Raw genomic sequence first — 11,652 nt, 5'->3', positions numbered from 1 at the left:
ACTTATCTTGTCAATAACTTTTTTAAAGTTTTGGAACCTTTTCAAGTTTGTGGCAAGTCTGTTAAGACAACTTTTATATCTTAACACCCAATTTAGTTATTGTCAATAGGTTTTTTCAAAAAAATAAAGGAAGCACGTTTCTCAACCTACTTCCCTTTTTTATTATTTAGCTTCAATCAGACCGTAGTTACCGTCTTCTCGTTTATAGAGAACATTAGTTGTATGATCTTCGCTATCAGTATAGATAAAGAAGTCATGACCCAACAATTCCATTTGAAGGATGGCTTCTTCAACATCCATTGGTTTCAACTCAATGTTTTTAGTTCTTACAACTTCAACAGCTGGTGCTTCTTCAACTTGTTCGTTATTAAAATCAGCTGAGAATACTTCTCCTGTTGGAACTTTTTCACGATGCTTACGTGCAATTTTTGTTTTGTTTTTACGGATTTGTCTTTCAATCTTATCAACCACTAGGTCAATAGAACCATACATATCTTGCGAAACATCTTCTGCTCTTAGTGTTACAGAACCTGTTGGAATAGTAACCTCTACTTTAGCTGTCTTTTCGCGATAAACCTTAAGATTTACACGTGCATTCAATTCTTGGTCTTCGTTGAAGTATTTTTCAACTTTGCTAAGTTTACTTTCAACATAGTCACGAAGTGCTTCAGTTACTTCGATGTTTTCGCCACGGATACTATATTTAATCATAAAAGACCTCTTTCTCGCTTGTTAGCGTTTTCTTTATCTTTATTATATCCTTTTCATGAAAATTTGCAAGGATTTTTATTATCTAGCTAGTGAAAAGGTCAAAACTTCTTTAATACCTATACCTTCTAACAGTTGAACCATCTGATATAAAGTGGAACCCGTTGTATAGATATCATCCACTATAATAATCTTATCTGGTAGATTTATACCTTCCTTGAGATAGAAGGCATTATCTTGACTTAGACGCTCCTCGCGTGTTTTCGAGGATTGCTTCTCAATATCTCTTTTCTCAAAGATATCCCGATAGGGAATTCCCTCTATCAATCCCTCAACTTGGTTGAATCCTCTTTCTGCCAAGCGTTCTTCCGATAATGGGACTGGCACTATGGTATAACCTTTCTTCAAAAATGGTTTTAAGTTGTTTTTAATATCTTGTTGAAATATTTTTCTAAGACAATAGTCTCCCATAAATTTATAGCGACTAAAATACTCTTTCATATTTTCTTCATATCGATAAATAGCAAGGTGCTTAGGAATATAGCCTTTTTTCATCCAAAGTTTACAATCAATACAAGTATCTTCATATAACTCTTTATTACAATTTTGACATCTTTCTTTTGAGAGGTTTTTAAACTGATATTTACAAGATCGGCAAGAGTACTCTTTTCTTTGGTTAAACATAATGAGGTCTCTTAATTTTGGTACTGATTCAATCCAATCATTACATAGCAGACACTTCATTGTTAAACCCTCCTTTTTTATTCATAACCTTTATCTCTTCTCGACACCGAAGCATTGATTTGGATAGTCCTTCATGAAAGAAATAAAGCTTTCCTGTCGGTCTATCTGGTGATCTTCCAACTCGACCTCCAATCTGAATAAGACTCGAACTAGTATATAAGTGATGATTTGCCATACAAACAAAAACATCTACTTGTGGAAAGGTTACACCACGTTCGAGGATAGTTGTTGTAACTAGGATAGACAGTTCTTTTTTTCGGAACTTCTCTACGATAGTTGAACGCTCCTCGCTTTTTGAGGAAACAAAGGCCATTTTTTCATCTGGAAGATATTTTTGTAGAATACTTGTAAACTTTTCACCTATCGCTATATTTGGAAAGAAGATTAATAGAGGAAATTTTGATTTACGTTGCTTTTTAATCTGATAAAGAAGAGGTCTTGGAAGCTTGTCTCTTGTCAGAGATTTTTGTAATCTGCCCTGCCAGAAGAATTTAGGAAGTACTAAAGGATTTCCATGGAAACGTCTAGCAAGGTGATGCTTTTCTAAAGTCCCAAGTCGAACTTGCTCTTCTAAAGATAATGTTGAAGTCGCTGTTAAGTAAATAAATCGACCGGTTTGGGTCTTCGCTTGTACTACAGCATGATTTAACATGACATTTCCTACAAAAGGATATGCGTCTACTTCATCTACAATAACTAAGTCAAAACTCTGGTAAAACTTTAGTAGTTGATGTGTGGTAGCTATTACAAGCGGACTACCATCATATGGTTCACTCTCAGCATGAAGCAGGGAAATACTACAAGTAAAATCCCTCTTCATACGTAGAAATAATTCTCGACAAACATCAACCCGAGGACTTGCGATAGCTACATGACCTTTATTTTCAAGAACATAGGCAACGATGTTATAAATCATTTCTGTCTTACCAGCACCGGTCACAGCATGTACGAGACTATCTTTCTGTTTTTGATAAGTTCTCAAAAGTTTCTCTGAGACCTTAGCTTGATAGGGAGTCAGTTCTCCAAACCACTTCAAAACAGGAAATTCAATTTCTGATGTTTTGGAAGGAAAATAATAAAGTTCTTTTCCTTCTTGGTTTCTACCAAAGACAATACATGCTCTACAATAATACTGACCTCCCGGTAATTGCCAATCTTCCTCTATCCGACTGTAACATCTTTTACATCTAAGTTGTTTATCGACCTTTATCATACTTTCTAATGTTAAAGCCTCTGGGTGATAGTTCACTGGCAACTGCTCTTTCGTAAATAGTCGTCCATAATATTCTTTAGGTACCATATCTTTCTATTCGAAAATATGTTTGAATTCATCTTTTTATGATAAAATTTTTTTATGGATTACAAAACTATTGCCAACGATGGAATCGTTGAAGAAGAAATAAAAAAATCTCGTTTTATTTGTCACTTGAAACGTATCAGCCGTGAGGAAGAAGGAAGAGAATATATCGCTCAGATTAAGAAACAGCATCACAAGGCCAATCATTCTTGCTCTGCAATAATCGTTGGTGATGATGGCCAAATTAAGCGTTCCAGTGATGATGGTGAACCTTCTGGAACAGCTGGGGTTCCTATGCTTACTGTTCTAGAAAAACAAGGTCTTACTAATGTCGTAGCAGTTGTGACTCGTTATTTTGGAGGAATCAAGCTTGGGGCAGGTGGTCTTATCCGAGCTTACTCTGGTAGCGTTGCCCATGCTATTGAAGAGATTGGCCGAGTTGAAGTCAAGGAATTAACAGGACTAACCGTAGAGTTAACCTACTCTCAATACCAAGTCTTTTCCAACTTCCTTGAAAAAGAAGGACTCCAAGAATTTGATACAACTTTCTTATCAGATGTTTCTACTACTTTATTTGTCGAAGAGTCTGAGATTGAAAGACTCGGTCAGGAACTAACCGAATTCTATCAAGGGAAAGTTACTTATGAAAAATCTGGAAAGAAAATCGTTGAAATTCCTATCTGATAGTCAAACGTTATCACAGTGATAAAGAAGATGTATTTTACAAGTTGGCCCTACCGTCGTATACTTAGAACCATCAATCAAAGATTAAGAGGATTTTAAATATGACAATTTACAACTCAATTACCGAACTTGTTGGAAAAACACCTGTTATTAAACTTAACTCTATTGTTCCAGAAGGGTCAGCAGATGTTTACGTTAAACTCGAAGCATTCAACCCTGGTTCTTCAGTAAAAGACCGTATTGCTCTTCGTATGATTGAAGATGCTGAAAAAGCTGGTACGATTAAACCTGGTGATACCATTGTTGAACCAACTTCAGGTAACACTGGTATCGGTCTTGCTTGGGTCGGTGCTGCTAAAGGCTATAAAGTTGTTATCGTAATGCCTGATACAATGAGTGTTGAACGTCGTAAAATCATCCAAGCTTATGGAGCTGAGCTTGTTTTGACTCCTGGTAGCGAAGGAATGAAGGGTGCAATTGCTAAGGCTAAAGAAGTTGCTGCTGAACGCAATGGTTGGGTACCTCTTCAATTTGCTAATCCATCAAACCCAGCTGTTCATGCGGCTACAACTGGCCAAGAAATTCTTGAAGATTTTGGTGCAGAAGGTTTGGATGCTTTTGTTGCTGGTATCGGTACTGGTGGTACTATTTCAGGTGTTTCAAAAACCCTTAAGGCTGCCAATCCAAATATCAAGGTTTATGGTATCGAAGCTGACGAATCTGCTGTCTTGAATGGTGATAAACCAGGACCACACAAAATCCAAGGTATCTCAACTGGTTTCATTCCTGACACATTGGATACAAAATCATATGACAGTGTTGTGCGTATTCCTTCTGATGAAGCTATCGCAACATCACGTACATTGGGTAGCCAAGAAGGTTTCCTAGCTGGTATCTCATCAGGTGCTGCTATTGCTGCTGCCCTAAAGGTTGCCGCTGAGCTTGGCGAGGGCAAAAAAGTCTTGACACTCTTGCCTGACAATGGTGAGCGCTACCTCTCTACAACACTTTACGATTTTCAAGACTAATAAAAAAGAAGCTGGAGCATAATGCTCTAGCCTCTTTTTATTGTATAAAGTTAAACCTGTAGTTCATTAATTACTAGAAAAAGTAAGGATTTTAATCTTATTTCCACTGAACTGTTCCTACAAACTTTCTGTTTTTTTTATCCTTGTTATTAGTCTAACTCTTTTGCTTCTGTTTCTGCAATTTCAGTAACTGTAAATCCTGATTCTACAAAAACCTTCTTGAGTTGTTCAATCCCAATCTCTCCTTCAACTTGAAGTTCAACACGAAGCACAGTGTCATTTTTAGGGGCAACAATTGTACGTTCGATGTTGAGATTCTCACTAGCAATAAGGTTCGCAATTTTTTCCAAAACACGTGGAGTATCTGTAACTTCCAACCCAATACGAATTCCAGCTTGACCATAACCGGAAATTTCCAAGAAAGCACGAAAGACATCTTTATCTGTGATAATTCCTGAAATTTGGTCATTGTCCACAACTGGAAGGACTCCAACCTTATTTTGAAGCATGATATAGATTGCATCCTCAAGGCTAGCATATTTGGAAACAGTAAGGACATTCTTGATCATGATATCTCCTACTTTTGTCTTATTAAGGAGATAGTTCATTTCATAAATTGACAAGCTTGTTGCTTTTGATGGTGAGGCCTCCGCCATTGTACCTTCTGTAACAAGCCCAACAAGTTTATCGTGTTCAATTACTGGCAAACGGCGCAAACCTTTCTCACGCATAATATCTGCAGTTGCTGCAACTGTTGTTTCTGGTGAGACATAAACTACACGTTTCGTCATAAAATCTTTTACTGCCATGTTTCATTTTCCTCCGAATGATTTCTTACTTGTATTATACCACACTAAGTGAAACCGATTGCAATATTTTACTGAAAAATTAGTATTTCACAATCAGCATGAGACGATAGAAAAACGCCCTCGGGCGCTTTTTCTTATCCTCCAAGATAGGCTTTACGAACTTCATCTGATGCAAGAAGTTCTTCACCAGTACCTGAAAGAACCACTTTACCTGTTTCAAGAACATAACCGCGATCAGCAATTGACAAAGCCTTATTGGCATTTTGTTCAATCAAAAGAACTGTAGTTCCTTGCGCCTTAATATCTTCGATAATATCAAAAATTTCTTGAATAAAGATTGGAGCAAGTCCCATTGAAGGTTCATCCAAAAGCAAAAGTTTTGGACGGCTCATAAGGGCACGACCCATTGCAAGCATTTGTTGCTCACCACCAGAAAGTGTCGCTGCATCTTGATTCTTACGTTCTTCTAGACGTGGGAAACGTTGGAAGACTTTTTTCAAGAGAGCTGCGTTCTCTTCTTTATTTGTATGAAGGAAAGCTCCCATTTCAAGATTTTCCATTACGGTTAATCCTGCAAATACATGACGTCCCTCAGGTACTTGAGCCAAACCTTCGGCAACAATCTTACGTGCTGGTGTTTTGTGGATGTCGTTTCCAAGATAAGAAATGGTTCCCTCAGTTGGACGAACAAGACCTGAGATGGTACGAAGAATTGATGTCTTACCTGCACCGTTAGCTCCGATAAGAGTTACGACTTCACCTTCATTAACTTCAAAGCTGACGTTTTTTACAGCTTCGATCGATCCATATTTAATTGAGAGATTTTCAACTTTCAACATTGCCATTACGCTTCACCTCCCAAGTAAGCTTCAATAACGCGTTTGTTATTCTTAATTTCATCAGGTGTTCCTTCGGCAATCAAGCGTCCATATTCCAAAACATAAATACGTTCAGTAACATCCATGACCAAACTCATATCGTGCTCAATCAAGATGATGGTAATTCCGAAGTCTTTTTGAATTTGACGAATATGAGCAGTCAATTCAGCCGTTTCTTGTGGGTTCATACCCGCAGCTGGTTCATCAAGGAAAAGAATTTTTGGTTCTGTTGCAAGTGCACGAACAATTTCCAAATGACGTTGTTGTCCGTAAGCCAAGTTTTTCGCAAGTGTATCTGCCTCACCATCCAAATTGAAGATAGCCAACAGTTTCATAGCTTTTGCTTTTAACTCTTCTTCACTTGAATAGTACTTAGGCAAACGCAAAAGAGATGCAAAGAAATTTGAAGGTTGCTTATTTGATAAACCAACAAGAACGTTTTCAAGTACAGTCATGTCTTTGAAAAGACGGATATTTTGGAAAGTACGTGACAAACCGAGTGAAGCGATTTTATAAGGTGCTTTACCGTTTAGGACTGTACCATCAAGTGTAACAGTCCCTTTACTTGGCTCATAGACACCTGTCAAAAGGTTAAACAAGGTTGTTTTACCAGCACCATTTGGTCCGATAAGCCCAACCAACTCACCTTCATTAAGTTCCATTGAAACATCACCAACGGCAGTCAAACCACCGAAGTTTTTAGTCAGATTTTTAACTTCAAGAAGTGCCATTTTTATTTGCCCTCCTTAGATTTATTGAAGAATTTTGAGAGATAGAGTTCTTTTGTTCCAAGAAGTCCACCTGGACGGAAGAGCATTACAAGAATCAAAGCCAAGGCGTAAATAATCATACGAAGGTTTGAAACATTTTGTAGGAACATGTTGATAATACCAAGAACAACAGCGGCAATGATAGTACCTGTGATAGATCCAAGACCACCAAGAACGGCAATGATAAGGTAATCAATTGATTTCATGATAGTGAAGTCTTTTGGCACGACTGTACCGATGTAGCTGACATAAAGTGAGCCAGCAATCGCTGAAATCATGGCACCGATAACAAAGATAAGAACCTTCATTTTTGTGACATTAACACCCATTGACTCAGCAGCAATTTCATCTTCACGAAGAGTGATTGCTTGACGTCCAGTTGCTGAACGTAAGAAATTAAGCACCAAAATTGTAATGATTACCACAAAGAAATAAATTACAGGCCAACTAGTATAAGGAAGGATACCTGTCAAACCAGCGGCACCATTGGTCAATTCACCACCATTAACGATAATGATACGGATGATTTCAGCCATACCAAGAGTTGCAATGGCAAGGTAGTCACCTTTCAAACGAAGGGTAGGTAGACCAAAGATAAGGGCAACAATAGCTGCGATGATGACACCGACAACCATTGAGAGGTAGAAACCGTCATATGTTGGCATCATACCAGTGATGATAGCTGATGAATAGGCACCAATTGCCATGAAACCAGCTTGACCAAGTGTAAATTGCCCTGAGAAACCAAGAACCAAGTTAGTACCAAGTCCCATAAGGATTGAGATTCCAATCCCCATTAAGATTTGGATGTAGTAAAGGTTCATGATACCTGAAAGTTCAAGAGCTTTCAAGATAAGGAAGAGCCCAATGATAAGACCAAACCAAATAAGGTTTACTTTTAGATTTTTCTTCATGTCTTACACCTTCTCTTTCACATTTTTACCGAGGATACCCGCTGGGCGAACCAAAAGGATAACAATCAAGACACCATAAACGATGGCATCACGGTAACTTGACAAACCAATTGCAGTTGATAATGTCTCCAAAATACCGATAACAAATCCACCAAGTGCTGCACCAGGGATAATACCGATACCACCAAGAACAGCGGCAACAAAGGCTTTAATACCTGGCGTCATACCCATAAGAGGTTCGATAGAGTTATAGTAAAGACCAATAAGGACACCCGCTGCCCCTGCTAGTGATGATCCAAGAGCAAAAGTGAAGCTAATAGTGTTATTAACATTAATACCCATCAATTCAGCGGCATCACTGTCTACAGATACGGCACGCATAGCTTTACCCATCTTAGTCTTTTTAACAATCAATTGAAGAGCAACCATAAGCACAAGCGCAACTACCAAGATAAGCAATTGCACATTTGTTACAGAGATTGATCCAAGATGATAAGTCTCAATTGCAATCTTTTGAGGAAATGAACGTGTATCTGCCCCTACAAATAGAACCATGATGTACTCAAGGAAGAATGAGACACCGATAGCTGTAATCAAGGCAGAAATACGTGTCGAATTACGGAGCGGGCGATAAGCCAAGAACTCAATAACAACCCCTAAAATCGCACAGACAAGCATAGCAAAGACAAGGGCAACCCAGAAATTCATTCCAAGGCTATTAATCGCATAGTAACCAACGAAGGCACCCATCATATAGATGTCTCCATGGGCAAAGTTAATCAATTTGATAATCCCATAAACCATGGTATATCCAAGGGCAAGTAGGGCATAGATACTACCCAAGATAATACCATTGACTAGTTGTTGGGGAAGTTGTTCAAAAAACATATATAACCAAACTTTCTAGTTCATTTTCAGTATAGATAATAGATTATTTTTTAATTTCAACGGCTTCCGCTGAAACTTCTTCACCATTATCTCTTTTAACCATAAGAGCTGCTTTAATAGGGTTATGATCCTTATCAATCGTCATTTTACCAGTAACCCCGACAAAGTTTTTCAAATGTGCTAAGTTATCAGCAATATCAACTGATGTTTTCGCATCTTTAGATGCTTCTGCAATCATATAAACTGAATCGTACGCTAGAGCAGCAAACATATTTGGTTCAGTTTTGTAAGCTTTTTTATATGCTTCGATGAATCCTGATGCTTTGTCAGAAAGAGAAACATTTGTTGAATATCCTGATACATAGTAGACGTTTGACGCATTCTTTTTACCTGCAAGCTCAGTGAATTTCGCATCACTGAATCCATCAGGTCCAAGGATTGGTTTATCAATTCCAAGGTCACGTGCTTGTTTAGTGATAATACCAGTCTCAGTATAGTAACCAGGCATTACAATCGCATCATAATCAAGGTCTTTAAATTTAGTCAAAGCTGACTGATAGTCCTTGTCACCTGAAGCAAAGGTAGCTTCAGTAACGATTTTACCTTTATATTCACGCTTGAATTCATCCGCAATCCCCTTTGCATAATCCGAAGCATTATCATAGTAGAGAACTACTTTCTTAGCATTCAAATTATTGTAAGAATAAGCTGCCAAAACTTTACCTTGGTAGCTATCTTTAAAGGTTGTACGGAAAACAAATTTCTTAGCTCCGTTAGCATCTACCGTAAGGTCATCCTGAGTACCAGAAGGTGTCAACAAAGGAACCCCTGTTTTTTGTGATACGAGGCTAGCCGCAGCGACAGCACCTGATGTCGCTGGACCAACGATAGCATTTACATTATTCTGAATAGCCAAGTTCGTTGAAGATGTTGAAGCTTCAGCATTTTCAGATTTATTATCTTTTGTGACAAGCTCAAGCTTTTTGCCATCGACGCCACCAGCTTTGTTAATTTCGTCAACAGCCAACTTAATACCATTCTGCTCTGCCTTACCATAGGCTGCAACGGCACCTGTCAACTCCATGTTAACACCAATTTTGATTGTATCGCCAATCTTAGTACCATTGGCATTAGCAGTCACATCTGGTGACTTGCCACAGGCAACCAAGAAAATGGAAGCAAAAAAGGCTAACACAATAAGTGTGATCTTTTTAGACATAAGATTTCTCCTTAATATTTTCTTAAAAAAGTCCACCTTATAGCTTACAGAATTATCAGACAATTGTCAACTACACACAACTAAGCTTTAGCGGCAGTAATCGTTTCCATTGCTTTAAGAATAACTCTTATTAAAGAAAAAAACTTTTCTCTTATTAAAGAGAAAAGTTCTTAAACGGTTCAGGGACTGAGGTGTCGTAACGTTCCAGACTACCTACAAAGTCCATATCAATATCAGAATAGTAGGAAGGCAGAACTTTTTTCACTGCTTTCATTCCATCGAGCTCTTTCAAAATATCCTCGACCTTGTCCTCATCTACATAAAGGTGCACATAACGCATCTTATAAGAATGGTAGACAACATCCCCAAACTTGGCAATTTTACGTAAGTCTCTATTGTAGTATAAATAAACAATAATGCCTTGACGCTTAATCATGACTCATCTTCTCCTTTATGTTAGTGTCTCCCTTTTTATGATGTGGTTTATGAGGGGCAAGAGGTAGCCCAGTATCAATAAAAATCTGGTCTGAAACAGCTTGGGCAATCTCCTCACCAAGATTGGCTAAAATAGTCTGCAAATCGAACTCTGCCTGACGATAGCCAATAACCACCTCGTTCAAATCAATTTGGCGCTTCATTCGCAAAACCTGACGTTTCAACTCTCTCACATCTGGTCTAAAAGCTTCGTACTCCTTAGCAGTATCATAGCTATCCTTTAATTCCTGAAATGCAAAGAGTTGCTCTTGAAGTTCTCTGTCATTTTCGAATTTCTGGCGTTTCAAACGGTAATTTTCTACCTCAGGTAGCTTTAGAAAATACGAAACAAGACAATCTATAGCTTGATCAATAGCAAGCAACTCCTCATTGATTATTAACATGTTTTCTATTATAACACAAAAAGCCAGATGAAACGGTCCTTATATAACCTATTTACATCCGACTTTTATTTAAGATCAACTAGTCTTATTTTAATTGGTTATTAGCCATGATTTCGTCAATGAAACCATATTCAAGCGTTTCTTGAGCACTCATCCAATTGTCACGTTCAGCGTCTACATGAACTTTTTCAATTGGTTGTCCAGAATTATCTGCCAAGATTTGCTCCAAGTTATTACGTGTCTTGAGCAAGTGTTCAGCTGCGATAGCCATGTCTGTTTGTTGCGTACCGCCACCAGTACCACCCATTGGTTGGTGAATCATGTACTCAGCATTTGGCAACATGAAACGTTTACCCTTTGTACCGCTTGAAGCAATAATTGTACCCATTGATGCTGCCATCCCCATAACGATAGTCTGAACATCAGACTTGATGAAGTTCATTGTATCAACAATGGCAAGACCTGCTGATACCGAACCACCTGGTGTATTAACATAAAGATAGATATCTTTTGTATTGTCTTGAGCATCCAAGAACAAGAGTTGGGCGATAATTGAGTTTGCCATATTATCTTCAACAGGACCTGTTAACATGATGATACGATCCTTGAGCAAACGTGAGTAAATATCATAAGAACGCTCACCGCGTGATGTTTGTTCAATTACTACAGGAATCATATGAATCCTCCTTTTAATATTGTCTTGATGCTATTATATGATTTTAGTCAAATTAGGTCAAATAAAAAACATCATTCTTAGCACTCTTTCTAAAAGAGTGCTAAACTCTCCTAAACCAATCTCACTTAAAACTTATTAATCTAGTAAAAAAAGGGAAAT

14 protein-coding genes are annotated in these 11,652 nt (G+C 38.0%); 2 read left to right on the top strand and 12 right to left on the bottom strand.

Going from position 1 to position 11,652, the window contains the following annotated elements:
* Positions 1 to 162: 162 nt before the first annotated feature.
* From hpf to O3670_RS10325, 3 genes are all read right to left on the bottom strand, one after another.
* On the bottom strand, positions 163 to 711 hold the full coding sequence (gene hpf, locus O3670_RS10335; RefSeq protein ID WP_002883786.1) for a ribosome hibernation-promoting factor, HPF/YfiA family: 549 nt from the start codon (positions 709 to 711) through the stop codon (positions 163 to 165).
* A gap of 78 nt (positions 712 to 789) precedes the next feature.
* Complete coding sequence (locus O3670_RS10330) at positions 790 to 1,452, bottom strand: phosphoribosyltransferase family protein (protein ID WP_049545843.1); 663 nt, start codon at positions 1,450 to 1,452, stop codon at positions 790 to 792.
* The gene (locus O3670_RS10325) at positions 1,433 to 2,752 is read right to left on the bottom strand and encodes an ATP-dependent helicase ComFA (RefSeq protein ID WP_371482665.1); all 1,320 of its coding nucleotides are present in this window, start codon (positions 2,750 to 2,752) and stop codon (positions 1,433 to 1,435) included. The genes O3670_RS10330 and O3670_RS10325 overlap by 20 nt, the downstream gene beginning before the upstream one ends.
* A gap of 54 nt (positions 2,753 to 2,806) precedes the next feature.
* Here O3670_RS10325 and O3670_RS10320 point away from each other — a divergent pair, with 54 nt between their 5' ends.
* A complete protein-coding gene (locus O3670_RS10320) occupies positions 2,807 to 3,433 on the top strand; it encodes a YigZ family protein (RefSeq protein ID WP_021143583.1) in 627 nt (208 codons plus the stop codon).
* A 101-nt stretch (positions 3,434 to 3,534) separates the two neighbouring features.
* Complete coding sequence (gene cysK, locus O3670_RS10315; protein ID WP_002883742.1) at positions 3,535 to 4,461, top strand: cysteine synthase A; 927 nt, start codon at positions 3,535 to 3,537, stop codon at positions 4,459 to 4,461.
* Between the two features lie 149 nt (positions 4,462 to 4,610).
* Here the strand turns inward: cysK and O3670_RS10310 are convergent, their stop codons facing one another.
* The 9 genes from O3670_RS10310 to O3670_RS10270 form a co-directional block, all read right to left on the bottom strand.
* Entirely contained in the window at positions 4,611 to 5,270 is a 660-nt protein-coding gene (locus O3670_RS10310) for a CBS and ACT domain-containing protein (protein WP_201061367.1), read from the bottom strand.
* 134 nt (positions 5,271 to 5,404) lie between these two features.
* Positions 5,405 to 6,115: an ABC transporter ATP-binding protein gene (locus O3670_RS10305; protein WP_002883761.1), complete on the bottom strand. Its 711-nt coding sequence runs from the start codon at positions 6,113 to 6,115 to the stop codon at positions 5,405 to 5,407.
* A complete protein-coding gene (locus tag O3670_RS10300) occupies positions 6,115 to 6,879 on the bottom strand; it encodes an ABC transporter ATP-binding protein (protein ID WP_195519979.1) in 765 nt (254 codons plus the stop codon). Before O3670_RS10300 ends, O3670_RS10305 begins: the two co-directional genes overlap by 1 nt.
* A gap of 2 nt (positions 6,880 to 6,881) precedes the next feature.
* Positions 6,882 to 7,832, bottom strand: coding sequence for a branched-chain amino acid ABC transporter permease (locus O3670_RS10295; protein ID WP_080611201.1), 951 nt, complete (start codon positions 7,830 to 7,832; stop codon positions 6,882 to 6,884).
* Between the two features lie 3 nt (positions 7,833 to 7,835).
* Positions 7,836 to 8,720 (bottom strand): branched-chain amino acid ABC transporter permease, encoded by an 885-nt coding sequence (locus tag O3670_RS10290; RefSeq protein WP_002890014.1) that lies wholly within the window; start codon positions 8,718 to 8,720, stop codon positions 7,836 to 7,838.
* Between the two features lie 43 nt (positions 8,721 to 8,763).
* Complete coding sequence (locus tag O3670_RS10285; RefSeq protein ID WP_371596109.1) at positions 8,764 to 9,939, bottom strand: ABC transporter substrate-binding protein; 1,176 nt, start codon at positions 9,937 to 9,939, stop codon at positions 8,764 to 8,766.
* Positions 9,940 to 10,093: 154 nt separating this feature from the next.
* Complete coding sequence (locus O3670_RS10280; protein ID WP_002890011.1) at positions 10,094 to 10,375, bottom strand: YlbG family protein; 282 nt, start codon at positions 10,373 to 10,375, stop codon at positions 10,094 to 10,096.
* Complete coding sequence (locus tag O3670_RS10275) at positions 10,368 to 10,817, bottom strand: YlbF/YmcA family competence regulator (protein ID WP_371596108.1); 450 nt, start codon at positions 10,815 to 10,817, stop codon at positions 10,368 to 10,370. The genes O3670_RS10280 and O3670_RS10275 overlap by 8 nt, the downstream gene beginning before the upstream one ends.
* Positions 10,818 to 10,902: 85 nt before the next feature.
* Positions 10,903 to 11,493, bottom strand: coding sequence for an ATP-dependent Clp protease proteolytic subunit (locus tag O3670_RS10270; RefSeq protein ID WP_002883818.1), 591 nt, complete (start codon positions 11,491 to 11,493; stop codon positions 10,903 to 10,905).
* Between the last annotated feature and the right edge of the window lie 159 nt (positions 11,494 to 11,652).

This window comes from Streptococcus sp. 27098_8_74, from assembly GCF_041431705.1.
Taxonomy (GTDB): domain Bacteria; phylum Bacillota; class Bacilli; order Lactobacillales; family Streptococcaceae; genus Streptococcus; species Streptococcus salivarius_E.
Note: the sequence above shows the minus strand (reverse complement) of the source record. Positions and strands in the feature narration are given on the sequence as shown.

Bases quoted from the DNA above. Each gene is read 5' to 3' on its own strand.
- hpf (WP_002883786.1), bottom strand. From the start codon at position 711: ATGATTAAATATAGTATCCGTGGCGAAAACATCGAAGTAACTGAAGCA.
- O3670_RS10330 (WP_049545843.1), bottom strand. From the start codon at position 1,452: ATGAAGTGTCTGCTATGTAATGATTGGATTGAATCAGTACCAAAATTA.
- O3670_RS10325 (WP_371482665.1), bottom strand. From the start codon at position 2,752: ATGGTACCTAAAGAATATTATGGACGACTATTTACGAAAGAGCAGTTG.
- O3670_RS10320 (WP_021143583.1), top strand. From the start codon at position 2,807: ATGGATTACAAAACTATTGCCAACGATGGAATCGTTGAAGAAGAAATA.
- cysK (WP_002883742.1), top strand. From the start codon at position 3,535: ATGACAATTTACAACTCAATTACCGAACTTGTTGGAAAAACACCTGTT.
- O3670_RS10310 (WP_201061367.1), bottom strand. From the start codon at position 5,270: ATGGCAGTAAAAGATTTTATGACGAAACGTGTAGTTTATGTCTCACCA.
- O3670_RS10305 (WP_002883761.1), bottom strand. From the start codon at position 6,115: ATGGCAATGTTGAAAGTTGAAAATCTCTCAATTAAATATGGATCGATC.
- O3670_RS10300 (WP_195519979.1), bottom strand. From the start codon at position 6,879: ATGGCACTTCTTGAAGTTAAAAATCTGACTAAAAACTTCGGTGGTTTG.
- O3670_RS10295 (WP_080611201.1), bottom strand. From the start codon at position 7,832: ATGAAGAAAAATCTAAAAGTAAACCTTATTTGGTTTGGTCTTATCATT.
- O3670_RS10290 (WP_002890014.1), bottom strand. From the start codon at position 8,720: ATGTTTTTTGAACAACTTCCCCAACAACTAGTCAATGGTATTATCTTG.
- O3670_RS10285 (WP_371596109.1), bottom strand. From the start codon at position 9,939: ATGTCTAAAAAGATCACACTTATTGTGTTAGCCTTTTTTGCTTCCATT.
- O3670_RS10280 (WP_002890011.1), bottom strand. From the start codon at position 10,375: ATGATTAAGCGTCAAGGCATTATTGTTTATTTATACTACAATAGAGAC.
- O3670_RS10275 (WP_371596108.1), bottom strand. From the start codon at position 10,817: ATGTTAATAATCAATGAGGAGTTGCTTGCTATTGATCAAGCTATAGAT.
- O3670_RS10270 (WP_002883818.1), bottom strand. From the start codon at position 11,493: ATGATTCCTGTAGTAATTGAACAAACATCACGCGGTGAGCGTTCTTAT.